This is a genomic window from Streptomyces sp. NPDC044704, assembly GCF_056433525.1.
This window is the reverse complement of sequence record NZ_JBWKGY010000009.1, coordinates 200,426-223,963: the sequence shown is the minus strand read 5'-3', so window position 1 is coordinate 223,963 and position 23,538 is coordinate 200,426. Positions and strand designations below refer to the sequence as shown.

The following is a 23,538-nucleotide window of genomic DNA, read 5'->3' as shown; positions in this document are numbered from 1 at the left end:
GCCGCACAACGGCCGGGTCGGCGCAGTCAGCGCAGCAGCACCGGCAGGCTGCGCGGCCCGCGGTGGCGGGGGTTGCTCCGCCACCGCGGGCCCACCGCGGGGTCCGCCGGCCGCAGGTCCGGGTAGCGGCGCAGCAGCGCGTCGAAGGCGATGCGGGCCTGGAGGCGGGCCAGGGGCGCGCCGAGGCAGTGGTGGATGCCGTGTCCGAAGGCGAGGTGGCCGCCCGCGTCTGGGCGGGCCGGGTCGAACCGGTCCGGCGCCGCGAAGACGGCCGGGTCCCGGTTGGCCGCGAGCAGGCCGATCTGTACGAAGTCGCCGGCCGGGACGGTGACTCCGCCGATCGTCACGGCCTCGGCGGCGTAGCGCGTCGTGGCGACGGCGAACGGGCTTTCGTGGCGCAGCACTTCCTCGAGGAGCGGGCCGGTTCCGGCGGGGTCGGCGCGTACGGCCGCGAGCCGGCCGGGGTGGGTGAGCAGGGCGTGGACGCCGTTCGCGATCAGGTTGGCGGTGGTCTGGTGCCCGGCGACCACCAGGAGGAACGCCATGGAGGTGATCTCCTGCTCGCCGAGCCGGTCGTCCGCCCCGTCGTGGACGTGGACCAGCGCGGACAGCAGGTCGTCGCCGGGGTGGGCGCGTTTGTGCGCGACCAGGTCGCGGATGTGGCCGGCCATCGCCACGGCCGTCTGCGGTGACACCTCCCCGTCGCCCTCCTCCCCGGACAGCTGGGCGGCCCAGGCGCCGAGGACCTCCTCCGTTCCGCCGGTGGCCCCGAGCAGGTCGAAGACCACGGCGAGCGGGAGCGGGATCGCGAACCCGCCGACGAGGTCCACCGCCTCCCCGGGTGCGCCGCGCCGCTCCAGCCCGTCCAGCAGCCGTTCGACGTGGCCCTCGATCACCGGCCGCAGTCCGGCCACCCGCCGCGCGGTGAAGGCCCGTTGGACCAGTCCGCGCAGCCGGGTGTGCCGGGGCGGGTCGGAGTTGAGCATGTGCGAGGTCAGGGCCCGCCCGGGCCCGTCGCCCCCGCCCCGGCGGGCGGCGTACGCCTCGGTGGCGGCGTTCTTGTGGAGGCGGGGGTCGGTGAGGGCGGCCCGGCAGTCGGCGTGCCCGGTCACCATCCAGCCCTCCAGGGGGACCTCGCCGGGGATCAGCACCCGGTGTACGCCGCCGCGCTCGCGCCAGTTCCGGTACGCGGGGTGCGGGTCCTGGAAGAACCCCTCGGGCACGGCCTCGGGGGGCGGTGCCTCAGCCGGCACGGCGACACCCTCCGGGCACGAGCCGCACGTCCGCCACCCCCAGGAGCCCGACCTGCGGCACCTTCGCCCTGCGCTGGGCCGGGTCCACCTCCAGTCCGGCGCCGCGCACCAGGTCCAGCAGCAGCTCCGCCAGCGGCATCACCATGTGCCGGCCCCAGCAGCGCTCGGAGGAGTGCCCGAAGGGGAGGTAGCCGGGCGCGGTCTCGGGGTCGAGGTGGTCCCACCGTTCGGGCAGGAACACGTCCGGGTCGTCCCACAGCGCGGGGTCCCGGTGGGAGAGCAGCGGCAGGACGAGCACGTCGTCCCCGGGGCCGATCCGCGCGTCGAGGGCCGGGTACTCGGGCGAGGCGAGGCGCAGGATGTTCCAGGACGGCGGCAGCATCCGGGCGGACTCGTGGATGAGGTTGCGGTTCGGGACGGCGTCGTCGAAGGGCGCGCCGAGCCAGAGGGCGTTGGCGACGAGGGTGGACACGGTGAAGCAGACCGGGGCCGCCGTCCTGCGGTACATCCCCATGGCGTGCCGGCGGTCCTGGTAGCCGTCGGCTTCTTCCAGCAGTGCGGAAATTCCGCTGGGCTTCCCGCCGGTCCGCCCGCGTCGGGGAATTGCCGCGCCGGCCGCGATGACGGACCAGGTGAGCAGCGGTGTGAGTTCGAGATTCCGGCTCATGAGAATGCGGAGCCGTCGCGGGTCGCTTCCGAGAATGAGGTCGCGCAGGAAGTAATGGCCGGTGTGCGGCCAGGATCCGGCGAGTTCCACGTCCTTCGGGAGGGGCTTCTCCAGTGCCTCCCGTACGTCGCGGCCTATGAGGCGCATGAGCGCGGCGGCCTCGCCGCGCTCGATGGAGCGGCCGTGCAGCGGCTTGAAGGTGGGCCGTTCGGTCTCGGTGGCCCGGCGGGCGGCGAGGATCCGGTCGGACAGCCCGGGGCCGGCGACGCCGATGGTGTCGGGCTCCAGCCGGAAGGCGTCCTTGCCGGTGTGCTCGCGCAGCAGGGCGGCCAGCCGGGGCGCGAACTCGGTGGTGCGCACGGCCGGCAGGGAGGTGAGGGACATGCGGGAACTCCGATGGGGGCGACCGGTGGAGGGGGCCCGGCCGGCGCGGTTCCGGGCCGTCGGCGCCGCCCCGGCCGCGCGCGGGCCGGGGCGGCCGTGCCGGTCTAGTACCAGATGTACCAGGCGCTCTTCTTGAGGCTCTGCCGACCGGAAACAGCGTGACGGATGGCGAAAAGCATCTTCATCGCGGTACCCCTTCCCTCTGTATGGCTCGTGGCCGTATTACGGGTCGCGGAGCGGCGTCGAATTCCGCCCTTCCGGTGGGAAGAGTCGTCCGGCGGCGCCCCGTTGAGAATGCGCGGCCACCATAGACATGCAACTCGCCTTGGATCAATGGGTGTTGAATCTTTATGTCTCGATCTCCAAAGCCCTTTCCGGCCACGGCCTATGCGTTCCGGCCGGGCCGGCCGCGTACGGCCCGTCCCGGGTCAGGGGAGCCGGATGGCCCCGGCGGCGTCGAGGACGATCGGCTCCGGGTCGGGGTCCTCGTAGAAGCGCAGGCTGCCGACCGGGCCGGCGGGGCCCGGGACGTGCGGGGCCAGGGCGGCGAGGAAGCCCTCCACGTCCGGCCGGATCTCCGCGTGGATCTCCTGCCGGGCGGTGAGCCGCCAGCCGTCCGGGGTGCGGGTCAGGTCGGCGTGGCAGGTCCCGCCGACCCGGTACGCCGGGCCGCGCCCCTGGAGCACGTTGACGGCGTACGCCCCTTCCGGCCCCTCGTCCCAGTCATCGGACGCGTCGGCGTACGCGTCGCCGTCGGGCTCCGGCGTCAGGTGGCGGGCGACGAGGTCGAGCACCCACTGCGGGGTGGCGGCGTCGAGGTCGAGGGCGAGTTCCAGGGCGTAAAGGTCGGCCATGGGCCCGATCGTACGGCGCGGCCCGCGCGGCGCAGGGGCCGGGAACCTGCGGGTGGCGGCGTGCCTCCGTGCACGCCCCGAGCGCGGCACGGCAGCCGCCACCCCGCGACCCGCACTCGTCAAGGCTGGACCCTTGGCGTCCCCTCGCGACGAATCGCTCACCACAAGGGTGATCAACCCGTGACGAACCGTCAACACCTCGTTAGAGGTACACGCGCGGTTCCCGGTGGCGGGCAAAGTTTTCGCCGGGTCCGGCCTCGCGCGGCTCCGCCCGGTCGATCTCGCACCAGATCCGCTTGCCCGCGCCCTCGCGCTGCCAGCCCCACCGGTCCGCCAGCCCGTCCACGAGCTCCAGCCCGCGCCCGCCCGTGTCGTCCCCGGCGGCCTGCCGCCGGGCCGGCGCCCGGTCGCTCGCGTCGGCCACCTCGACCCGCACCCCGGGGCCCCCGAACAGCATCCGCAGCACGGCCGGACAGCCCGTGTGCACGACCGCGTTCGTGACCAGCTCGGAGATCAGCAGGATCAGCGTCTCGGCGAGCGGCTCGTCGTCCCCTATCCCGGACCCCGCCAGCCTGGACCGCGCCCACCGGCGCGCCCGGCCCACCTCGGCGGGGTCCGGTCCTACCTCCAGCTGTACCTGAAGCACCTGCACCGCTCACACCATCCGAACCGGCGGACACTTCGCCTCGCGACGGGATGGGATCACCGACCGTGATCCCCGTGCTGTGCAGCATGGTTGACATACAGTCACCACAACAAGCGCTTCGGGCATATTCCAGCGCGAAGAAGTAGGCGTGGTGCATACTGTGCGACGCTCGCGCCGCTCAACCGCTCGCATTCGTGGGAGCGTACCGGAGCCCACCCCTGCCTCCGGCCCGGATCGGGGTGGGCGTAGGACACAAACCGATATCAACTCTCCGTAATCGGACATGCGTCCCGCCCTGTCCCTCCCGTGCCTTCTCGTCACAGCGAGCGACCGCTACGGCCCGGGGACGAGCGGCCCCGCACCGGACGGCCCCGCTTCCGGCAGCCCCCCGCCGGACGGTCCCGCATCCGACGGCGCCCCCTCCAGGAGGTCCGCGGCGAGGAGTTCCTCCGCCTGCGCCGCCGTCCGCCACTGCCGCGCCCTCACCCAGGCCCGCTTCAGGTGGAGGTGGACGTCCGCCTCCCAGGTGAAGCCCATGCCGCCGTGCACCTGGAGGCAGTCGCGGGCGTTCGCCACGGCCGCCTCGTCCGCGAGCAGCTTGGCCGCGGCGATCTCCGCCGGCGCGCCACCGGCGGACTCCGCCGTCACCGCGGCCGCGTACACCGCCGTACGGGCCAGCTCGGCCCGGACCAGCATCTGCGCGCACAGGTGCTTGACGGCCTGGAAGGCGCCGATCGGCTGTCCGAACTGTTCCCGTCCGCCCGCGTACCGCACGGCCAGCTCCAGCGTCTCCAGCGCGCTGCCCGCCTGGAGCGCCGCCGTGAGGAGCGCTCCCGCGTCGCGGTACCCGTCGGTCCCCGCCGCCGGGACGGCCCGCGCGGGAACCCGGTGCAGCGGGGTCAGCGGGTCCGCCGAGCGCACCGCCTCGCCGGCCGAGAGGGTGGCCGGGGCGCCGGGCGCGCCCAGGACCGCGTCCGACTCCGCCAGGTACGTCACGAGGCCCCCGCCGAGGTCGTGCGCGGTGACCACGGCGGTTCCGTCGGCCGCTCCCGGGACCGTCCCGGCGGCCAGGTGCGTGGCCACGAGCGGGCCCGGCAGCAGGACCCGCCCGGCCTCCTCGAAGACGAGGACCGCCTCGGGGAGGCCGAGGCCGACCCCGCCCCGCGCCTCGGGGAGCCGCAGCGCGAAGAGGCCGGCCTCGCCGAGCTCCCGCCACAGCGCCCGGTCGAGGACCGGTCCGCCGTCCGCGGCGGCCCGCAGCCGCTCCCTCCCGTACCGTCCGGCTAGGAGCTCGCGCACCCCCGCCCGCAGGTCCCGCTGGTCCTCGGTCGGCTGGAAGTCCACGGCCGTTCACCGCCCCTTCGGCAGGCCGAGGATCCGCTCGGCGACGATGTTCCGCTGGATCTGGGAGGTGCCCGCCGCGATCGTGTACGAGAGGGAGGAGAGCCGCTCCAGGACCCACTCCTCCTCCAGGACGAGGGAGTCCGCGCCCAGCACCTCGGCGGCGAGGTCGTAGAGCTCCTGGCGGGCGTGGGAGTACGCCAGCTTGAAGACGCTTCCGCCGGTGCCGGGGACGCCGCCCGAGCGCTGCGCCTCGCTGACGTTCCACTGCGTGAGCCGCCACAGCGCCCCGAACTCCCCGTACAGCCTCCCGAGCCGGCGCCGGAGCACGGGGTCGTCCCAGCGGCCGTTCGCGCGCGCGGCGCGGGCGAGCTCGCCCAGGGTGCGGCGGCAGGCGACGACCTCGCCGACGAAGGCGGTGCCCCGCTCGAAGGACAGGGTGACCATGGTGACGCGCCAGCCGTCGTTCTCGGCGCCGACCCGGTTGCCGACGGGGACGCGGACCTCGTCGAGGAACATCTCCGCGAACTCGGCGGATCCGGCGAGGGTGCGCAGCGGCCGTACGGTGACGCCGGGGGCGTCCATCGGCATGGCCAGCCAGGAGATGCCGCGGTGTTTGGGGGCGGCCGGGTCGGTCCGTACGAGCAGCTCGCACCAGTCGGCGATCTCGGCGTGCGAGGTCCAGATCTTCGAGCCGGTGACGACGTACGCGTCGCCGTCGCGGACGGCCCGGGTGCGCAGGGCGGCGAGGTCGGATCCGGCGTCGGGTTCGCTGAAGCCCTGGCACCAGACCTCGTCGCCGCGCAGGACGGGCGGCAGCCAGCGGGCCCGCTGTTCGGCGGTGCCCTCGGCGGCGATGGTGGGGCCGGCGTGGAGGAGCCCGACGAAGTTCGCGCCGACGTAGGGGGCGCCGGCGCGTTCGGTCTCCTCCAGGAAGATCAGGTGCTGGGTGGGGGTGGCTCCGCGTCCGCCGGCGTCGACGGGCCAGTGCAGGCCCGCGTAGCCGGCGTCGTGGAGGCGCCGCTGCCAGCCGAGGTCGTGGGCGCGGCGGGCGGGCCAGTCGTCCGGGGAGGGTTTGGGGGGCAGGTCGGGCAGCGTCTTGGCAAGCCATTCGCGCAGGCGGGCCCGGAAGTCCCGTTCCTCTTCGGTGTAGGTCAGGTCCATCAGCGGGCTGCCCGGCGGTCCTGGTCGAGGGGGAGGCCGAGCATGCGGATGGCGTTGCCGCGCATGAGCTTGTAGACGGTCTCCTCGTCGAGGCCGCGGACGTGGTCGAGGGCGACTTCCTTGGTGTGCGGGAACGTCGAGTCGACGTGGGGGTAGTCGGTCTCGAAGGTGGCGTTGTCGCGGCCGACGACGTCGAGCGAGGCGATGCCGTGCTTGTCCCGGAAGAAGCAGCAGTACATCTGCCGGTAGTAGTACGTGGACGGCGGCTCGGGGATCAGGTCCTTGACGCCGCCCCAGGCGCGGTGCTCGCGCCAGACGTCGTCGGCGCGTTCGAGGGCGTAGGGGATCCAGCCCATCTGGCCTTCGCTGTAGGCCAGTTTGAGCGTCGGGAACTTCACCAGGACGCCGCTGAACAGGAAGTCCATCATCGAGGCCATGGCGTTGTTGAAGCTGAGGGAGGCCTGGACGGCGGGCGGGGCGTCGGGGGAGGCGGCGGGCATCTGGGAGCTGGACCCGATGTGCATGTTGACGACGGTGCCGGTCTCCTGGCAGGCGGCGAAGAAGGGGTCCCAGTAGCCGGAGTGGATGGAGGGGAGCCCGAGGTAGGTGGGGATCTCGGAGAAGGTGACCGCGCGGACGCCGCGGGCGGCGTTGCGGTGGATCTCGGCGACGGCGAGGCCGATGTCCCAGAGGGGGATGATGCACAGCGGGATGAGCCGGCCGCCGCTGTCGCCGCACCACTCCTCGACCATCCAGTCGTTGTAGGCGCGCACGCAGGCGAGGGCGACCTCCTTGTCGTGGGCCTCGGCGAAGGTCTGGCCGCAGAAGCGGGGGAAGGTGGGGAAGCACAGGGAGGCCTCGACGTGGTTGAGGTCCATGTCGGCGAGGCGCGCCTTGGGGTCCCAGCAGCCGCGGCGCATCTCGTCGCGGGTGATGCCCTCCAGGGTCATGTCGTCGCGGTCGAAGCCGACGGCGGCGATGTTGCGCTTGTACGGGAACTTCAGGTCCTCGTAGATCCACCAGTCGGTCGGGGGGCCGTCGGGGTCCATGGTGATGACGTACTTGCCGCCGGTGTACTCCAGCTCGCCGATGCCGGCGGTGAGGGGCCGGGGTCCGCGGTCGCGGTACTTGGCGGGCAGCCAGACGTCGAAGAGGTGGGCGGGCTCGATCACGTGGTCGTCGACGCTGATGATCCGAGGCAGTTCCATTCGGTCTCCCCAATCGCCCAATCTGATGGATCGTCAGAAACAAGCTAGCCCCGCCACCTCTGGACCGGCAAGCGTCGGCGCCCTACGCTCTCCGCCAGATCTGACCATCCGTCAGGAATGAACCCCAGGGAGGTCCCGGATGACGGACACCGCGACGGAACTGAGCCGGTCCCGGACCCTGTGGGAGCTGGTCGACCGCCGGGCCGCGCTCACCCCCGGCGCCCCCGTGCTCATCGAGGCCGCCGACCGCCCCGCCGACGACCGCACCCTCACCTTCGGCGCCCTGCGCGACCGCGCCGAACGCGTCGCCGCGGGCCTGTACTCCATGGGGGTGCGCCCCGGCACGGTCGTCGCCTGGCAGCTGCCCACCCGCATCGAAACGGTGCTGCTGTCCCTCGCCCTGGCCCGGATCGGCGCCGTCCAGTCGCCCGTCATCCCCTTCTACCGGGACCGCGAGGTCGGCTTCGCGCTGCGCGAGTCCAAGGCGGATTTCTTCGCCGTGCCCGGCGTCTGGCGCGGCTTCGACCACACCGCGCTGGCCGCCCGCCTCGGCGCCCGCGGGGTCTTCGAGGCCTACGACCGCCTCCCGGACGACGACCCGGCCGTCCTGCCCCCGCCGCCCGTCGACGGCACCTCCGTACGCTGGATCTACTGGACCTCGGGCACCACCTCCGACCCCAAGGGCGTCCTGCACACCGACCGCTCCCTGATCGCCGGCGGCTCCTGCCTCGCGGACGCCCTGCGCCTGACCCCGGCCGACGTCGGCTCGATGGCCTTCCCCTTCGCGCACATAGCCGGGCCGGACTACACGGTGATGCTGCTGCTGTACGGGTTCCCGGCGGTGCTGTTCGAGAAGTTCGCGATGCCGGACGCCCTCGACGGCTACCGCCGCCACCGCGTCACCGTCGCCGGCGGCTCCACCGCCTTCTACTCGATGTTCCTCGCCGAACAGCGCAAGGACCCCGGCACGAAGCTCATCCCCAGCCTGCGGCTCCTCGCGGGCGGCGGCGCCCCCAAACCCCCCGAGATCTACCACGCGGTGGTCCGCGAACTGGGGTGCCAGCTCACCCACGGCTACGGCATGACCGAGGTCCCCATGATCACCATGGGGGCGCCGGACGACACCCCGGAGAACCTCGCCACCACCGAGGGCCGCCCGCCGGCGGGCATGTCCATCCGCATCACCGGACCCGACGGCGCCCTCCTGCCCGCCGGCACGGACGGCGAGGTCCGGCTGCGCGGCGAAGCCGTCTGCCAGGGCTACCTGGGGCGCGAGGACACCGCCGGGGTCTTCGACGCCGACGGCTACCTGATCACCGGCGACCTCGGCCACCTCACCGCCGACGGCCACCTGGTCCTCACCGGCCGCAGCAAGGACGTCATCATCCGCAAGGGCGAGAACATCTCGGCGAAGGAGATCGAGGACCTCCTCCACGCCCTCCCCGCCGTCGGCGACGTCGCCGTCATCGGACTGCCGGACCCCGAACGCGGCGAGCGCGTCTGCGCCGTCGTCGAACAGCCGCCGGGCGCGGCTCCGCTGACCCTCCCCCAGCTGACCGCCCACCTGCGTTCCCAGGGGCTCGCCCCCCACAAACTGCCCGAGCAGCTGGAACTGGTCGACGCGCTCCCCCGCAACGACGCCCTGCGCAAGGTCCTCAAGTACCAACTGCGCGAGCGCTACGCGTGACCCCCGAGGAGGTCACGCGAGCGCCGGTCCGTCGGCTCGCCCGGCGACGGCCGCCGGGCGACACGGTCTAGGCGTCCGGGTCCACCCCGCAGTAGCCCGCGAAGGCCCGCAGGATCTCGTCCTCGGAGATGCGGCCGTCGCCGTCCGCGTCGAGGGCCGACGCGACCTGGCCGGCCAGCTCGGCCGGGGTCCCGAGGACGCGCAGGACGCGGGCCGCGGCCTCCGGGGTGGGACCCGCGCCGTCCTCGTCCGCGACCGCGATCACCGCGGCGAGGAACGGCCGGGCGATCTCCGCGAACCGGTCCGGGCTGTCCCGCAGCCGCTTCGCGGCGCCGGTGACGAACTCCTCGCGGGACACCCGCTGGTCCCCGTCGACGTCGGCGATCCCGGCCATGCCCTGCCAGAACGCCTCGGCGCCGTTGAAGACGGCCTGGCCCTTGTCCGACCGTGCGGTGGTGCCGAATTCGGCCAGCACTGCCTTCGCGGCCGTACTGAAGTCCTCCCGGTCGATGTAGCCGGACCCGTCCTGGTCGAAGGTGGCGAATCGGGCGGCAATCTTGCGCTCGTATTCTGCGCTGTCCATATGCGGCGTTCCGCCTTCACGTGTGCGATGGGGTGCAGTTCAAGACAAGGCAGGAGCGTAAGCCCTCGGTGGCCTGAGCGTTAAGCGAAGCGGTCAAGCAGGTGGCCGCATCGAACCCGCGCACGGGGAGCGCGGCGGGGCGCGTATGCGTGTGCCAGCGCGGGGTAGGTGTCACGCCGGCACGGACGGCGGGCCGGTCGACGGCGTAGCACGGTCCACCCTTCCGGGGCGGGCTTCCGCCAAAACAGGCGCGCTCCGGCAGGTGCGCACTACATTCGACGGGTCGACACACGGCAGGGGGCCTCATGGCGAAGGACGTTCCACCGCGCTGGGACCGACGCATGCAGCAACGCCTCGCCCGCGGAGAGGCGGCGGCGCTCGGAGAGCTGTACGACCGGTTCGCCTCCCTCGTGCACAGCCTCGCGCACCGGGTGCTGGGCGACGAGGTCGCGGCCGACCGCATCACCCGCGAGGTCTTCGGCTACATCTGGGAGAACCCGGACGCCTACGACCCGAAACAGGGCTCCATGCGGTCCTGGGTCGCCCGGATCACCCAGGGCCAGGCCGTGGCCCGGCTGCGGCAGGCCGAGCTCGGCCGCGGCTCCCGGGAGGAGCTGGAGCAGAAGGTCCGCAGCGCCAACGCGGCAGCCCGCGCCGACTACATCGTCACCTCCATGCCCGCCCCGCTGCGGGCCGCCCTGGAACTGGCCTACTTCAAACGCCGCGACTACCGGCAGGCCGCCGCCGACCTGCAGATCAGCGAGGACGAGGCGCGGCGCCGGCTGCGGCTCGGCCTCCAGCTGCTGTCGACCGCCAACGTCCTCCCCCGGGAGGACACCGCCCCGCCCTGCGGCTCACGCGAATACGGAACGCCCCGATGACCGGCCCCTCCGAAGAGCTCCCCGACGACGCCTACGAGCGCCCGGCGGGCGGTCCGGCCCGGATACCCGGCCCGCGCGCGGCGGGCGACGACCTGCGCCCGCCCCACCCGCTGCCGCAGCCGGCCGACGGTCCGCCGCCCGCGCCGCCCGCCCCCGCGCCCTCGCACGCCGTACTGAAGTCCCTGCTCGGGGCGTGGGCGCTCGCCGCCTGCTCCGCCGAGGAGACCCAGGCCGTCGAGGACCACCTCACCGAGTGCGCGCCCTGCGCCGAGGAGGCGCTGCGGCTGCGCGACGCGGTCGGGCTGCTGCACCCGGAGGAGAGCCTGGACCTCAAGCCGCTGCTGCGCTCGCGGGTGCTGGAGGACTGCCTGGGCAAGCGCCCGGCGCGGATCCCGGTGCCGGTGTGGGCGAACCCGTACGACACCGAGACGGCGCGGCTCGACGCGCTGCTGCGGGACTTCGGGGACTCCGAGTGGCACACGCCCGTGCGGCTGAAGTGGTTCGAGGAGGAGCAGCGGCGCTCCCGCCGGACGACGGTGGCGGGGGTGATCGGCCACCTGATGTCGGTGGACGGGCTCGTGGCGACCGCGCTCGGCCTCGACGACCCGCTGGGCCGGGACGCCCCGCCGGGCGATCCGGTGGGCCGCACCGAGCACTTCTGGAACTCCTCCCCGTACCCGGCCACCCGCCAGGTCCGCGAGCCGTGGCGGGAGCAGGGGCACACCCTGGTCCGTACGGTCTCCTTCGCGGGCCGGGGCGTCGCCGAACTGGCCGTGGACTACGGCGGGTTCGCGCTGCCCCTCGGGGACGCGTTCCTGGAGCGGGCCTTCGAGTGCTGGGTGCACGCCTGGGACATCGCGGAGGCGGTGGACTACCCGTACGAGCCGCCGTCGGGCCCGCACCTGTACGGGATGATCGACCTCGCGGCGCGGCTGCTGCCGGGCGCCCTGGCGGACCGGCGCCGCTCGGGGCTGGCGGGTCCGGCGCGCGGGCTGGTCGCGGCGGGCGCACCGGGGCGGACGCTGCACCTGGAGATCGAGGGCGCGGGCGGCGGTGGCTGGGACATCGCCCTGGACTCCCCCGCCGCGAAGCCCTCGCGGGAGCACACGGTGGCGGAGGTGGCGCTGGACGGCATCGAGTTCTGTCAGCTGGCCGCCGGGCACATCTCCCCGGAGGAGGCCGCCGTGGGCCAGACCGGCGACCGCGAGGCGATCCGCGACGTCCTGTTCGCCGCGGCCTCCCTCAGCCGGCTCTAGGGAGCGTCGTCGGCCCCGGGTCCCGGCCCGGGACCCGGGGAAGGCCGGGGGCCGCCCGGCCGGGGCTCAGGCGAAGACGACCGTGCGGGAGCCGTTCAGCAGGACGCGGTGCTCGCTGTGCCACTTCACCGCGCGGGCCAGCGCCTGGCACTCCACGTCGCGGCCGATGGCGACCAGCTGGTCCGGGGTCACCTCGTGGCCGACCCGCTCGACCTCCTGCTCGATGATCGGGCCCTCGTCGAGGTCGGCCGTCACGTAGTGGGCGGTCGCGCCGATCAGCTTCACGCCGCGCGCGTGCGCCTGGTGGTAGGGCTTGGCGCCCTTGAAGCTCGGCAGGAAGGAGTGGTGGATGTTGATGATCCGCCCGCTGAGCTCCTTGCACAGGGTGTCCGACAGCACCTGCATGTAGCGGGCGAGGACGACCAGCTCGACGTTCTGCGCGCGCACCAGCTCCAGCAGCTCCGCCTCGGCGGCCGCCTTCGTGTCCTTCGTCACCGGGATGTGCACGAACGGCACGTCGTACGAGCCGACCAGCTCCGCGAAGTCGGTGTGGTTCGAGACGACCGCCGCGATCTCCACCGGCAGCGCGCCGATCCGCGAACGGAACAGCAGGTCGTTCAGGCAGTGGCCGAACTTCGACACCATCAGCACGATCCGCATGCGCTCGTCGGAGCGGTGGATCTGCCATTCCATCCGGAAGGAGTCGCCGATCGCGGCGAAGCTGGCGCGCAGCTTCTCGACGGTCAGCGCCGGCTCGGCCTCGAAGTGCACCCGCATGAAGAACAGGCCGGTCTCCCGGTCTCCGAACTGCTGGCTGTCCACGATGTTGCAGCCGGTCATGAAGAGGTAACTCGACACGGCGTGCACGATGCCCTGCTTGTCGGGGCAGGACACGGTCAGGACGTACTGCTGGGGCTGTGCCTCGGGCTGCGGGTCGCTCATGACCGCATAGCCTTTCACACCAGGCGGGTGAGCATCCTCAGCACTTCCACGGAGCTGGGCCGCTCGTCCGGATCGTCCCCGTCCGAGGTGGCCATCCGTACGTGCGCCTCGCGGGCCGCCTGTACCGCCTCGGGCCACGCGGGGTGCTCCAGGTAGACGGAGACGGGCGCGTCCGGGCCGACCTGGTGCAGGATCCGCAGCACCCGCAGCACGGCGAGGTCGACGGCGGCCGCCTCCTGCGCGTCGCGGAAGATCGTGCCGACGTACTTGTCGGCGGACCAGCTGTCGAGCCAGGTGTCCTCGACGAGCCGGTACACGGCGTCGGTGACGTCCCCGTACCCTTCGGCACCGGCCAGCCAGACCTCTTCCTGGAACCGCGGGTCGGAAAGCATGTGCAGCGCCGAGCGCACGTTTCCGCGCCAGCGCCACCACGGCATGTCGTTGAGGGGCATGCCGCCCATGGTGGAGGAGCGGCCGCCGCGGCGGGAAGAGTTCTTCGAACCTTGGGCGAATGTCACGCTTTCGATCGTACGTTCCCCCTTGGCGCGATCTTGAAGCACCCGGGGCGGCCCGCGCCCGGCCCGGGTCCGGGTCGCGCCCGGCCCGCGTCCGGTCCGCGTCCGGCCGTGTCTCCCGGTAATTCACCTCCGCGTCACCGGATGTTATGTACACCTCACCACCGAGTTCCCCGTGGGGCGGAATGGTCGGTGGACATGACCAGACGGCGAAACCCAACCCCCTTCTCCCGGACCCTTCTTGCCGTGGCGACGGGCGCGTGTCTCACCGTCTCGTGCGGGGTGGTCCCCGGAGGGCCGGGGGGTTCCGGGGACACCCTCACCGTCATGACGTTCGCCCCCATCGACACCAAAGCGACCAACATGCCCGGAATGCCGGGCATGGCCAAGGCGTACGAGCGCTGGGTGAACGACAACGGCGGCATCAACGGCCGCAAGCTGCGGGTGCTGACCTGCAACGAGAAGAACACCCCGACGGGCGCCGCCGACTGCGCCCGCAAGGCCATCTCCGAGAAGGCCGTGGCCGTCGTCGGCTCCTACAGTCAGCACGGGCGCGCCTTCATGGCCCCGCTGGAGGCCGAGGGCATCCCCTTCATCGGCGGCTACGGGGTCTCCGCCGAAGAGTTCCAGAGCACCCTGTCCTACCCGGTCAACGGCGGCCAGCCCGTCCTGCTGGCCGGCGCCGGCCACCAGCTGGGCCGGGCCTGCGCCCAGGTGTCCCTGGTGCGTCCCGACACCCTCGCCGGGGACAGCATGCCGGTGCTGCTCAACGCCGGGCTGAAGGCCAACAAGATGCCGGAGGCCTCCGACATCCGGGCCGCCGAGGACTCCGCCGACCTCACGCCGCAGGCCCGCGAGGCCCTGTCCGGCTCCCCCGCACCCGCCCCGTCGGGCACCCCCTCCGGCACCCCGTCCGGCGGCGCCACCGCGAAGGACCCCAAGGAGAAGGCGGACAAGGGCGAGAAGGCGGAGGGCAAGGACAACCGGAACTGCGTGACCGCGGTCCTGGGCGAACGCACCGAGACCTTCTTCGACGCCTTCCGCCGCATCGACGGCCAGCACCGCAACCCGCAGATCTCCTCCGTCCTGGGCAGCGTCAGCCAGGCCCTGGTCGACCGCACCGGCGGCAAGGAGAGCCCCTTCGAGGGCGCGTACCTCACCAGCTGGTACCCGGTGTCCAGCGACCCGCTCTGGGCGCCGATGCGCAAGGTGATCTCCGAGCAGGCCTTCGGTGACGACAGCGTGGACCCCGACGACAGCGGGGCGCAGACCACCTGGATCGCGTACACGGTGCTGAACGAGGTCCTGAAGCGCTTCGAGGACGACGAGGCGGTCACGGCGCGCAAGGTCGCCCGGGCGCTGAACCAGTCCGAGAGCGTCGGGACCGGCGGCCTGACCCCCGACCTGAGCTGGCGCTACCAGGACATGCGCGCCGTCGCGGGCTTCCCGCGCCTGGTCAACGGGCGGGTCACCTTCCAGATCGTCCAGGCGGGCCGCCTCGTCGCCCAGCCCGGCGAACAGTCCCTGGACATGACCCCGACGCTCGAAGGGGCTCCCCGCTCCACCTGACGCGCGCCGGGTCAGCTCCCCTGGTGCCGGACCGGAACTAGGGCCTGTCGTCAAACTCCCGTCGTCGCCCGGAGGGCGGCCCTGCGGCGTCTGGTGCGTGCTCTCGGTGCGCCGGGCGGAAGCCCGCGTACTGGACGTACTTGGCTTTCGCCCGGTGCGGCGAGAGCGCGTGCCAGGCGTCGCGGGGCAGACGGGAGTTTGACGACAGGCCCTAGTACTCCTCGCGGGGGCGCTGGTGGCCGCCCGGCACCTCGGTGCCGTCGCGGAAGGTGACGGTGGCGAAGCAGGAGGAGGCCCAGATCTGGATGCGGTCCGGCTCGTGGGCGATCTCGAAGGGCCGGTCGTCCCAGGAGCCGTACGAGGTCACGAGGAAGGCCTCGCCGGGCCGGAGCCAGTAGTCCTGTCCGAAGGGCTCCAGCCACAGCTCCAGGAGCTCCGTCCCGCTGTTCTCGACCAGCATCGGGACGGGGTTCCCCAGGGTCCGGATGGCCTCCGCGCTGAAGTCCCCGTCGAGCCGGTCCATGTTCCGGCCCAGCGTCGCCGTGATCTTCGTCAGGTCCAGCGGCTCCGCCGCGTCCGGGCCCGGCCGGGGTTCCGCCGGCCGGGCGCCGAACAGCGCCTCCCATACGGCCCTTCGGCTCACAGCTGGGACTTGTCGCGCTGGGTGAGGGCGTACTTGGCCGCGATCCTGTTCCACAGGGTCGCGGCGGACTCCTTGGCTTTGGTCGCCTCGCCGCTGGAACGGTTGCCGTCGGCGGCGTTGTCGGTGGACCTCGCCTTGCCGTCCTTGCAGCCCTTGTCGTCCTTGTCGCCGCGGCCGCCGGTGTCCTCGTCCACGTCGTCGGCCCAGTCCGCGTAGCTGTTGTCGGCGTCCGCCGAGGCCTTCCAGGCCTTGTTGAGGGAGGCCGTGAGCTTCGCGTGGTCCGGGAGCTTGTCCACCTTGAGCTCCTGGAGCCGGGTGACCAGGCCCTCGCGCTGGCGGGCCGCGTCGCGCAGGTCCTGGGCCGCCTGGTCGAGGTTCTTGCAGGTCTTGATGTCCTCCACTGCCTTGATCACGGCGGCCCGGCTGTCGTTGCTGTCCGCGAGGAGCTTGTCGAGCTGGACGGCCTGCGGGCGGGCCGGGTCCACCGGCGCCGCACCGGCCGCGGAGGCGGCGGAACCGGCCGGCGCGGGGGCCGCAACCGCACCCGGGTCGTTGTTCTGGGCCTTCCCGTCGGCGAACAGCGAGCCGACGCCGAGTCCGGCCACGGCCAGCCCGATGACCCCGGCGGCGATGACCGCCGGCGGTATCCGGCGCGCGGTCGGCGCGGGCGGCGGAGGGGGCGGGGGCGCGTACTGCTGCTGCGGCTGCCCCGGCTGGGGCCGGCGCGGGGCGAACTGCTGCGCGGCGGCCGCGGGCGGGGGCGCCGCCCGGCGCGGCGCCGGACGCGCCACGGGCTCCTGGACGGGAGGCAGGTGCTGGGTGTGCCCGGCGGTGTCCGCGTCGCCGCGGAACAGCCCGTCGAAGCCCTCGGCGGCATTGGGCGCGGGGCCCGGCGGGACGGGCGGGATGTACTGGGTGGCGTCCTCGGCGGCGTGCGCGGGATGCGCCGGGGCGGCCGGGACCGGCGGAATGTACTGCGTCGCGTCCTCGCCCGGGTGCGCCGGGACGGGCGGGATGTACTGGGTGGCGGCCTCGCCGCCCTGAGCGGGGACGGGCGGTATGTACTGCGTCGCGTCCTCGCCGCCCTGCGCCGGGACCGGCGGGACGTACTGCGTCGCGTCCTCCGCCGGGTGGGCCGGGACGGGCGCGATGTACTGGGTGACCGCGTCGGGCAGCGGCGGGTAGCCGTAGCCGTGGGGCTGCCCCGGTCCCTCGAAGCCGGGGCCGACGACGTGGCCCTGCGGCGGGTGCGGTTCGTACGCCGGCTGCCCGTACGGCGGGGACGGGTACTCCTGCGGCTCGTGCCGCGCCCCCTGCCCGTGCGCGTCGCCCTGCCCGTACTGCTCCGGCTGCGGGTACGCGTAGGCGGGCGGCCCCCACGGCTCCCCGGCCCCCGGCGCCTGCTGCCCCTGCGGGCCTTGCGGGACCTGCGGGCCGTGCGGGACCTGCCCGGCGTACGGGTCGGCGTACTGGTCGGCGTACGGCTCCGGGTACGGCTGTTCCGGGTACCCCGAAGCCGGATCCGGCGTCCCGGGCTGGGGGACGCCCCCTTGTCCGTTCTGCGTCACCGGGACTCCTTCTGCCTTCTCCGACGTCTCCCGAAACTACGGCAGCCGTCGGGTCACGCTACCCGGTCCCTCCGCGCAGGTGTCAGGCCACCTGAACCTCCAGCCGCGCCGCGAACTCCCTGACGGCCGCTTCCTCCCGGTACGGCTCCAGTCGCACCCGGAAGTCCTCCAGGTACTCGGCGCCGCGGCGCGAGCGCAGCGTTTCCAGCAGCTCGGCCGCCTTCGTCGCGGTCTGGCAGGCCTGCTCCACCTCCCGCTGCTGGACCTGCGCGGCCGCCAGCAGCAGCAGTCCGATCGCCCGGCGGCGGGCCTTCGTCTCGGGCAGGGCCCGCAGCGCCTCCTCCGCACGCCGCGCCGCCGCGTCGGCCTGCCCCAGGTCCCGGTGGCAGTGCGCGAGCTCGTCCGCCAGGTACGCGTGCTCGAAGTGCCGGATCCAGACCGGGTCGTCCCCCGACTCCGGCTCCGCCCGCTCCAGCGCCGTGACCGCCCGCCCGGACAGCACCGCCGTCGACCGGGCGTCGCCCAGCAGCGCGTGCCCGCGCGCCTCGGCGGCGTAGAACATCGCCTCCACCCTCGGGGTGACCTGCCCGCGCGTGCCCTCCTGCGCGGCCCGGGCCAGCTGGGCGATCTCCCGCGGGTTGCCCAGCTCGGCGGCGAGGTGGCTCATCGACGCGGCGAGGACGTAGCCCCCGTACGCCCGGTCGCCCGCCGCCTGGGCCAGGCGCAGGGCCTGGATGTAGTAGCGCTGCGCCAGACCCGGCTGCCCGGTGTCCACGGCCATGTACCCGGCGAGTTCGGTGAGCCGGGCCACCGCCGCGAACAGCGCCCGCCCGACCGGCTCCCGGTAGGAGCCGCCGATCAGCCCGGACACCACGGAGTTGAGGTAGTGCACGACCACGGGCCGCACGTGCCCGCTGCCGAAGCGGTGGTCGAGTTCGGTGAGGGCCTGGGTGGTCGCCCGTACCGCCTCCACGTCCGACATGCCGACGCGGGCCCCGCCGCTGCGGGCCACCTGCGGGTCGGCGCCGGTGATCAGCCAGTCGCGGCTGGGCTCGACCAGCGCCGAAGCCGCCACGCTGGACCCGGACAGGAAGTCGCGGCGGCCGACGTCGCTGCGCCACAGCTCGCAGACCTGCTCGATGGCGCCGATGACGGTCGGGGAGAACTGCAGGCCGACGCCGGAGGCGAGGTTCTTGCCGTTGGCCATGCCGATCTCGTCGATGGTGACGGTCCGGCCGAGTTTGCGGCCCAGCGCCTCGGCGATGATGCCGGGAGCCCGGCCGCGGGGCTGCTGGCCGCGCAGCCAGCGGGCCACGGAGGTCTTGTCGTAGCGCAGGTCGAGGCCGTGTTCGGCCCCGCACATGTTGACCCGCCGGGCGAGCCCGGCATTGGAGCACCCGGCTTCCTGGATGAGCGCCTGCAGCCGTTCGTTCGGCTGGCGGGCGACGAGAGGCCTGGCTGCCATGAAAACCCCCTGAAGCCGCGGGTGATCGTTGGAATGATCACTTCCCGCCTGATGTGCGGAGAATCTTCCCCTCTGCCGCTTGTCGCTACCCAACGACAGCGCCCCGGCCTCCTACGCGCCCCCGCCCGTGCACCGGTGCGCCCCGTATGCAGGATCGATGCACCGTCCACCGGCTGGTTTACGCCCGTAACCCCCCGTGACCCCGGGAGTTGTGATGGGCGTGGAAGAGACCATCGGAGTCACGGAGACCGCGCCCATCCCCCAGCAGCGTGGAGATCAGCTGCTCGACCATGCCGTGCGGTACGTGGAAGAACGGCACTGGGACGTCTTCGCCGGTACGTGGCTGGAACACGGCGACGGCCGGGAACTGTGCTCCTGCGGCGCGGCGGACTGCCCCGCGCCCGGCGCCCATCCGGCGGTGAAGGACTGGGCGGCCCTGGCCTCGGGCAGCGCGGTGGGGGTCCGCCGGATCTGGGCGAAGCACCCCGCGGCGTCGATCCTGCTGCCGACCGGGCGGACGTTCGACGTGCTGGACGTCCCGGACTCCGCCGGCTTCCTGGCCCTGGCCCGGCTGGAGCGGATGCAGCGCACCCTCGGGCCGGTCACCCTGACCCCCGACCACCGCATGCTGTTCTTCGTACTGCCGGGCGCCGGGGCGAAGATGGCGGACCTGGTGCGCAAACTGGGCTGGCTGCCGCACGCGATCGACCTGGCCGCGCGCGGCGAGGGCGAGTACGTGGCCGCGCCGCCGACCCGCTACGGCGGCAAGGGGCCCGTGCAGTGGGCCCGCAAGCCCACGCCCGCGAACCGGTGGCTGCCCGACACCGAGGAGCTGATCGACGCCCTCGCGTACGCGTGCGGCAGCGAGGCCGCCGCCGCCCGCGGCCGCCGGGGGGCCTGAGGCCGGCCCGCTCCCCCGCCGCCCGTCCGCCGCCCGTCCTCAAGTTCATGACATAAGTAACTGCTCAGGCCTGCGCCCCTGCTCCTATGGTGAGAAAAGTACGACCACGGGGAACAGAACGAGAGGCAGGCGCATGCCGGACCAGGTTCATGCGGCAGGCGGCACGGGCGGAACGGACGGCGCGCGATCCGCGCCGCCCGCCGCCGTACGCGTAGAGGGACTGTGGAAGCGGTTCGGCGAGCAGATCGCCGTCGCGGGGATCGACCTGGAGCTGCCCGCGGGGCAGTTCATCGGTCTCGTCGGGCCGAACGGCGCCGGCAAGACGACCACGCTGTCGATGGTGACCGGACTGCTGCGCCCGGACGCGGGCCGGGTGGTCGTCGCCGGGCACGACGTGTGGGCCGACCCCGTCGAGGTGAAGTCCCGCATCGGCGTCCTGCCCGAGGGACTGCGGCTCTTCGAGCGGCTCTCCGGGCGCGAACTCCTCGGCTACATGGGCCGGCTGCGCGGACTGCCCGGCGAGGAGACCGACAAGCGGGCGACGCAGCTGCTGGAGGTCCTGGACCTCGCGGGCTCGCAGCACAAGCTGGTCGTGGACTACTCGACGGGCATGCGCAAGAAGATCGGTCTCGCCGCCGCACTGCTCCACAACCCCGAAGTCCTCTTCCTGGACGAGCCGTTCGAGGGCGTCGACCCGGTGTCCGCGCAGACCATCCGCGGGGTGCTGGAGCGCTACACCACCTCCGGGGCCACCGTCGTGTTCTCCTCCCACGTGATGGAGCTCGTCGAATCGCTCTGCGACTGGGTGGCCGTCATGGCGGGCGGGCAGATCCGCGCCGCCGGCCCGCTGGCCGACGTCCGGGGCGGCGCGCCCTCGCTTCAGAACGCCTTCCTCGAACTCGTCGGCGCCCACGACCGGGCCTCGGGCGACTCCCTCGACTGGCTCGGCGGCGCCCGATGAGCACCGCCCCCGCCGTCGCGGACGTGGCGCTGACCCCGCTGTTCGTCCGCCTCAAGCTGTCCCTGATGCGCAACGGGCTGAAGGGCTCCTCGAAGCGCAAGGCCGTCTGGATCGTCAGCCTCGTCTTCGCGCTCGTCGTCGCCGGCTTCGTCACGCTGGGCCTGGCCCTGCTGCGCGGCCACGCCCACGCGGGCACCGTCGTCGTACTGCTGGCCGCGATCCTCGCGCTCGGCTGGACGTTCATGCCGCTGTTCTTCCCGGCCGGCGACGAGACCCTGGACCCGAGCCGGCTCGTGATGCTGCCGCTGCGTCCCCGCCCCCTCGTACGGGCGCTCCTCGCGTCCTCGCTGGTCGGCATCGGGCCGCTGTTCACGCTGTGCCTGGCCGTCGGCTCGGTGGTGGCGGTGGCCCGCGGCGCGGCGGGCGCGGCGGCCGCCGTACTGGCCGTACCGCTGCTGCTCCTCGGCTGCGTGGCGCTCGCCCGCGCGGTGGCCACGGCGAACGTGCGGCTGCTGTCCAGCCGCAAGGGCCGTGACCTCGCGCTGCTCAGCGGTCTGCTGATCGCGGTCGGCGCGCAGGTCGCCAACTTCGCCAGCCAGCGCCTGTTCCAGTCGGGCGGCCTGACCCAGCTGGAGCCCGTCGAGGCGGTGGTGCGGTGGCTGCCGCCCGCCACGGCCGTCGGCATGGTCGACTCGGCGGGCAAGGGCGCCTACGGGGACGCCGCCGCGCAGCTCCTGATCACCCTCGCCGCGCTGGCCGCACTGCTGTGGTTCTGGGAGCGGACCCTGACCCGGCTGATGGTCACCCCGGACGGCTCGACCATCGCCGCGTCGAAGCCCCGCAAGGATCCGGGCGCGGGCGGCTCCTGGCCGCTGCTGCCGCAGGGCCGTACGGGCGCCGCGATGCAGCGGACCCTGCGCTACGTGGTGCGGGACCCGAAGACGAAGTCGGCCTGGGTGACGGCCCTGGCGATCGGGCTGATCGTGCCGGTCTTCAACGCCCTCCAGGGCGCCGGCTCCGTGTACCTCGCCTGCTTCGGCGCGGGGATGCTCGGCGTCCAGATGTACAACCAGTTCGGCCAGGACACCTCCGCCTTCTGGATGGTCGCCCAGACCATCGCGACCCCGCGCGACGCCTACCTGGAGCTGCGCGCCCGGGCCGGGGCGCTGGCCCTGGTGACCGTCCCGTACACCGCCGTCGTCACGGCGGTCACGGCCGGGCTGATCGGCGACTGGGGTGCGCTCCCGGCCGGTCTGGGGATGTCGCTGGCGCTCGTCGGGTCGATGCTGTGCACGGGCGCGCTGGCCTCGGCGCACTTCCCGTACTCCATTCCGACGGACGGCGCCTTCAAGAACGTCGCCCCGGGCCAGGGCGGGCTCGCCTGGATGGGCATCGGCCTCGGCATGCTCGCCTCGGCGCTGATCTGCGCGCCGGTGATCGCCCTGACGGTCTACCTGCACGTGGCCGACCACCACGACCTGACGTGGATCCTGCTCCCGCTGGGCGTCGGCTGGGGCGCCCTGGCCACCTGGGCGGGGCTGCGGCTGGCCGCTCCGGTGGTGGCGCGGAAGCTCCCGGAGATCCTGTACGCGGTCAGCAAGGGCTGAGCGTCCGAGCACGACGGGAAGGGCCGGTCCCCGGTGGGGGCCGGCCCTTCGCGCGTGCGGCGCGGGTCAGGCGGCGGTCGGCAGGGTGACGGTCGGGAGGGCCGCGGTGAGGGCGACCGGGACGCTGACCACGTCGTCGAAGCTGCGCTTGCCCTCACCGAACTCGGTGGCGCTCATCGCCCGCTTCTTGCCGCCCAGGACCTCCCAGACGGTGTTGCCGTCCTGCGAGAGCAGCATCGTGCCGTCCGCCGGGACCGCCTTGCCCTTGGCCGTGTTCAGCCAGGCACCCGGGACCTGCTCCAGCGGACGCTTGTCGTAACCCAGACCGGTGAAGTCCGCATAGGTCAGGGTCACGGCCTTGCCACCGGCCATCACGTACACCGTGGCGTCCGCGCCGGAGGCGTCCTTGACGACCGTGCCGTTGGGAACCTGCCGGGCCACGGTGGAGGACAGCCACTCGCCGGGGACGCCCATCAGGGACCGCTCGTTGTAGCCGTTGGCCGTCCACTCGGCGGCGGAGATGTGGACCGCGGAGCCGTTGACCATCAGGTAGCGCGACGGGTCCTGACCGTTCTGGTTCATCACCACGCGGCCGTTGCCCACGGTGCGCTGTGCCGCGCCGTGCAGCCAGGAGGTCGGAACGCCCAGGTCGGCCCGGATGTTGTAGCCGCCGGACGTCCAGTCGGCGGCGCCGATCTTGAGGGCGGCGCCGTCGACGACGACGTAGCGGTTGTTGCCGCCGGCCTGGTCGTGGACCACGGTGCCGGCCGGCGGGGAGCCCGGCAGGGCGTGGAACGCCGAGTCCTCGATCAGCACGATCTTTCCGAGGTCGTAGTGGTCGGGGCCGACGTCGGAGGCCGCGACGGGGATGCCCGCTCCGTCGATCATCACCTTGACGGAGGCGCCGTTCGGCGACTTGACGAGGGTGCCGGAGCCGAGCGAGGCGGGGTTCGGGTAGGTCGGGCCCGCCGGGTACGGGTCGGCGTGGTCGGCGCCGAGGTTGTACTTCGGCCCGCAGTGCGGCCAGGCCCTCTCGCCCTGCACGGCCAGGACCTTCTCGGCTATCCGGATCTGCTGTTCCTTGGTGGCGCGGTCGGCGCGGGAGGCGTACGACTGGCCGCCGAAGGCGTTCCAGGTCTGCTGCGAGAACTGGAGGCCGCCGAAGTAGGTGCCGGTCGGATCGACGGCCTTCCAGTTGTTGGTCGACTCGCAGGAGGCGACCTTGTCCCAGGTGGCGACGGACGCGGCCGAGGCGGGGCCGCTCGTCAGGAGCGGAACGGCGAGGGCGAGCAGGGCGGTCGCGGTGACGGCGATCGCGGACTTCCTGCGGACGGCGGAGCTCATGGCTGTGGGTTCCTCGGGGTGTCCGGGCGGGTGGCGGCGGGGGCGAGCCGCCCGGCTGGGGGTGCCGGGCGGCTCGGGGGGGGGTGGTGGTACTCGGGT

At 73.4% G+C, this 23,538-nt stretch carries 22 protein-coding genes; 7 read left to right on the top strand and 15 right to left on the bottom strand.

What is annotated here, in order from left to right; genetic code table 11:
• Positions 1-26: 26 nt before the first annotated feature.
• From AC07B0_RS23265 to AC07B0_RS23230, 8 genes are all read right to left on the bottom strand, one after another.
• Complete coding sequence (locus tag AC07B0_RS23265; protein ID WP_478898839.1) at positions 27-1,253, bottom strand: cytochrome P450 family protein; 1,227 nt, start codon at positions 1,251-1,253, stop codon at positions 27-29.
• Complete coding sequence (locus AC07B0_RS23260) at positions 1,243-2,304, bottom strand: cytochrome P450 (RefSeq protein WP_478898838.1); 1,062 nt, start codon at positions 2,302-2,304, stop codon at positions 1,243-1,245. Before AC07B0_RS23260 ends, AC07B0_RS23265 begins: the two co-directional genes overlap by 11 nt.
• Before the next feature lie 104 nt (positions 2,305-2,408).
• Positions 2,409-2,483: a tryptorubin family RiPP precursor gene (locus tag AC07B0_RS23255; RefSeq protein ID WP_467296648.1), complete on the bottom strand. Its 75-nt coding sequence runs from the start codon at positions 2,481-2,483 to the stop codon at positions 2,409-2,411.
• Between the two features lie 249 nt (positions 2,484-2,732).
• Entirely contained in the window at positions 2,733-3,158 is a 426-nt protein-coding gene (locus AC07B0_RS23250; protein WP_469380680.1) for a hypothetical protein, read from the bottom strand.
• 202 nt (positions 3,159-3,360) lie between these two features.
• Positions 3,361-3,810, bottom strand: coding sequence for an ATP-binding protein (locus tag AC07B0_RS23245; protein ID WP_356875776.1), 450 nt, complete (start codon positions 3,808-3,810; stop codon positions 3,361-3,363).
• A gap of 327 nt (positions 3,811-4,137) precedes the next feature.
• Positions 4,138-5,148, bottom strand: coding sequence for an acyl-CoA dehydrogenase family protein (locus AC07B0_RS23240; protein ID WP_478898837.1), 1,011 nt, complete (start codon positions 5,146-5,148; stop codon positions 4,138-4,140).
• Positions 5,149-5,154: 6 nt separating this feature from the next.
• On the bottom strand, positions 5,155-6,309 hold the full coding sequence (locus AC07B0_RS23235; RefSeq protein ID WP_356875780.1) for an acyl-CoA dehydrogenase: 1,155 nt from the start codon (positions 6,307-6,309) through the stop codon (positions 5,155-5,157).
• Positions 6,309-7,517 carry an amidohydrolase family protein gene (locus AC07B0_RS23230; protein WP_356875782.1) on the bottom strand — a complete coding sequence of 403 codons (1,209 nt, stop codon included), beginning with the start codon at positions 7,515-7,517 and terminating at the stop codon, positions 6,309-6,311. The genes AC07B0_RS23235 and AC07B0_RS23230 overlap by 1 nt, the downstream gene beginning before the upstream one ends.
• A gap of 139 nt (positions 7,518-7,656) precedes the next feature.
• Here AC07B0_RS23230 and AC07B0_RS23225 point away from each other — a divergent pair, with 139 nt between their 5' ends.
• Positions 7,657-9,204 carry a class I adenylate-forming enzyme family protein gene (locus AC07B0_RS23225; protein ID WP_478898836.1) on the top strand — a complete coding sequence of 516 codons (1,548 nt, stop codon included), beginning with the start codon at positions 7,657-7,659 and terminating at the stop codon, positions 9,202-9,204.
• 67 nt (positions 9,205-9,271) lie between these two features.
• Here AC07B0_RS23225 and AC07B0_RS23220 read toward each other — a convergent pair whose 3' ends face one another.
• Positions 9,272-9,787, bottom strand: a complete 516-nt coding sequence (locus AC07B0_RS23220) for an EF-hand domain-containing protein (RefSeq protein ID WP_356875786.1) — start codon at positions 9,785-9,787, stop codon at positions 9,272-9,274.
• 305 nt (positions 9,788-10,092) lie between these two features.
• On the opposite strand from AC07B0_RS23220, the gene AC07B0_RS23215 reads away from it, so the two are divergent.
• Both AC07B0_RS23215 and AC07B0_RS23210 read left to right on the top strand, forming a co-directional pair.
• Positions 10,093-10,668: a sigma-70 family RNA polymerase sigma factor gene (locus tag AC07B0_RS23215; RefSeq protein ID WP_356875788.1), complete on the top strand. Its 576-nt coding sequence runs from the start codon at positions 10,093-10,095 to the stop codon at positions 10,666-10,668.
• Positions 10,665-11,924, top strand: coding sequence for a maleylpyruvate isomerase N-terminal domain-containing protein (locus AC07B0_RS23210; RefSeq protein ID WP_478898835.1), 1,260 nt, complete (start codon positions 10,665-10,667; stop codon positions 11,922-11,924). The genes AC07B0_RS23215 and AC07B0_RS23210 overlap by 4 nt, the downstream gene beginning before the upstream one ends.
• A 66-nt stretch (positions 11,925-11,990) precedes the next feature.
• Here AC07B0_RS23210 and purU read toward each other — a convergent pair whose 3' ends face one another.
• Positions 11,991-12,866, bottom strand: coding sequence for a formyltetrahydrofolate deformylase (purU, locus tag AC07B0_RS23205; RefSeq protein WP_356875792.1), 876 nt, complete (start codon positions 12,864-12,866; stop codon positions 11,991-11,993).
• 14 nt (positions 12,867-12,880) lie between these two features.
• On the bottom strand, positions 12,881-13,327 hold the full coding sequence (locus AC07B0_RS23200; RefSeq protein ID WP_356875994.1) for an SCO4402 family protein: 447 nt from the start codon (positions 13,325-13,327) through the stop codon (positions 12,881-12,883).
• Between the two features lie 252 nt (positions 13,328-13,579).
• Between AC07B0_RS23200 and AC07B0_RS23195 the strand changes: the two genes are divergently transcribed.
• On the top strand, positions 13,580-14,950 hold the full coding sequence (locus AC07B0_RS23195; RefSeq protein ID WP_478898834.1) for an ABC transporter substrate-binding protein: 1,371 nt from the start codon (positions 13,580-13,582) through the stop codon (positions 14,948-14,950).
• Between the two features lie 211 nt (positions 14,951-15,161).
• Here AC07B0_RS23195 and AC07B0_RS23190 read toward each other — a convergent pair whose 3' ends face one another.
• From AC07B0_RS23190 to AC07B0_RS23180, 3 genes are all read right to left on the bottom strand, one after another.
• A complete protein-coding gene (locus AC07B0_RS23190; RefSeq protein ID WP_467296595.1) occupies positions 15,162-15,593 on the bottom strand; it encodes a hypothetical protein in 432 nt (143 codons plus the stop codon).
• The gene (locus AC07B0_RS23185) at positions 15,590-17,161 is read right to left on the bottom strand and encodes a hypothetical protein (RefSeq protein WP_478898833.1); all 1,572 of its coding nucleotides are present in this window, start codon (positions 17,159-17,161) and stop codon (positions 15,590-15,592) included. The genes AC07B0_RS23190 and AC07B0_RS23185 overlap by 4 nt, the downstream gene beginning before the upstream one ends.
• Before the next feature lie 82 nt (positions 17,162-17,243).
• Positions 17,244-18,626, bottom strand: a complete 1,383-nt coding sequence (locus AC07B0_RS23180) for an NsdA family TPR-like regulatory protein (RefSeq protein ID WP_356875800.1) — start codon at positions 18,624-18,626, stop codon at positions 17,244-17,246.
• A 214-nt stretch (positions 18,627-18,840) separates the two neighbouring features.
• Between AC07B0_RS23180 and AC07B0_RS23175 the strand changes: the two genes are divergently transcribed.
• The 3 genes from AC07B0_RS23175 (at position 18,841) to AC07B0_RS23165 (ending at position 22,095) form a co-directional block, all read left to right on the top strand.
• Positions 18,841-19,527 (top strand): bifunctional DNA primase/polymerase, encoded by a 687-nt coding sequence (locus AC07B0_RS23175; RefSeq protein ID WP_356875802.1) that lies wholly within the window; start codon positions 18,841-18,843, stop codon positions 19,525-19,527.
• 133 nt (positions 19,528-19,660) lie between these two features.
• Positions 19,661-20,488: an ABC transporter ATP-binding protein gene (locus tag AC07B0_RS23170; RefSeq protein ID WP_356875804.1), complete on the top strand. Its 828-nt coding sequence runs from the start codon at positions 19,661-19,663 to the stop codon at positions 20,486-20,488.
• A complete protein-coding gene (locus tag AC07B0_RS23165) occupies positions 20,485-22,095 on the top strand; it encodes a transporter (protein WP_356875806.1) in 1,611 nt (536 codons plus the stop codon). The genes AC07B0_RS23170 and AC07B0_RS23165 overlap by 4 nt, the downstream gene beginning before the upstream one ends.
• A gap of 66 nt (positions 22,096-22,161) precedes the next feature.
• On the opposite strand, the gene AC07B0_RS23160 is transcribed toward AC07B0_RS23165, so the two are convergent.
• Positions 22,162-23,439, bottom strand: a complete 1,278-nt coding sequence (locus AC07B0_RS23160; RefSeq protein WP_478898832.1) for a transglycosylase family protein — start codon at positions 23,437-23,439, stop codon at positions 22,162-22,164.
• Between the last annotated feature and the right edge of the window lie 99 nt (positions 23,440-23,538).

Bases quoted from the DNA above. Each gene is read 5' to 3' on its own strand.
- AC07B0_RS23200 (WP_356875994.1), bottom strand. From the start codon at position 13,327: ATGGGCGGCATGCCCCTCAACGACATGCCGTGGTGGCGCTGGCGCGGA.
- AC07B0_RS23215 (WP_356875788.1), top strand. From the start codon at position 10,093: ATGGCGAAGGACGTTCCACCGCGCTGGGACCGACGCATGCAGCAACGC.
- AC07B0_RS23165 (WP_356875806.1), top strand. From the start codon at position 20,485: ATGAGCACCGCCCCCGCCGTCGCGGACGTGGCGCTGACCCCGCTGTTC.
- AC07B0_RS23180 (WP_356875800.1), bottom strand. From the start codon at position 18,626: ATGGCAGCCAGGCCTCTCGTCGCCCGCCAGCCGAACGAACGGCTGCAG.
- purU (WP_356875792.1), bottom strand. From the start codon at position 12,866: ATGAGCGACCCGCAGCCCGAGGCACAGCCCCAGCAGTACGTCCTGACC.
- AC07B0_RS23225 (WP_478898836.1), top strand. From the start codon at position 7,657: ATGACGGACACCGCGACGGAACTGAGCCGGTCCCGGACCCTGTGGGAG.
- AC07B0_RS23170 (WP_356875804.1), top strand. From the start codon at position 19,661: ATGCCGGACCAGGTTCATGCGGCAGGCGGCACGGGCGGAACGGACGGC.
- AC07B0_RS23160 (WP_478898832.1), bottom strand. From the start codon at position 23,439: ATGAGCTCCGCCGTCCGCAGGAAGTCCGCGATCGCCGTCACCGCGACC.
- AC07B0_RS23260 (WP_478898838.1), bottom strand. From the start codon at position 2,304: ATGTCCCTCACCTCCCTGCCGGCCGTGCGCACCACCGAGTTCGCGCCC.
- AC07B0_RS23235 (WP_356875780.1), bottom strand. From the start codon at position 6,309: ATGGACCTGACCTACACCGAAGAGGAACGGGACTTCCGGGCCCGCCTG.
- AC07B0_RS23195 (WP_478898834.1), top strand. From the start codon at position 13,580: ATGACCAGACGGCGAAACCCAACCCCCTTCTCCCGGACCCTTCTTGCC.
- AC07B0_RS23250 (WP_469380680.1), bottom strand. From the start codon at position 3,158: ATGGCCGACCTTTACGCCCTGGAACTCGCCCTCGACCTCGACGCCGCC.
- AC07B0_RS23175 (WP_356875802.1), top strand. From the start codon at position 18,841: ATGGGCGTGGAAGAGACCATCGGAGTCACGGAGACCGCGCCCATCCCC.
- AC07B0_RS23210 (WP_478898835.1), top strand. From the start codon at position 10,665: ATGACCGGCCCCTCCGAAGAGCTCCCCGACGACGCCTACGAGCGCCCG.
- AC07B0_RS23220 (WP_356875786.1), bottom strand. From the start codon at position 9,787: ATGGACAGCGCAGAATACGAGCGCAAGATTGCCGCCCGATTCGCCACC.
- AC07B0_RS23230 (WP_356875782.1), bottom strand. From the start codon at position 7,517: ATGGAACTGCCTCGGATCATCAGCGTCGACGACCACGTGATCGAGCCC.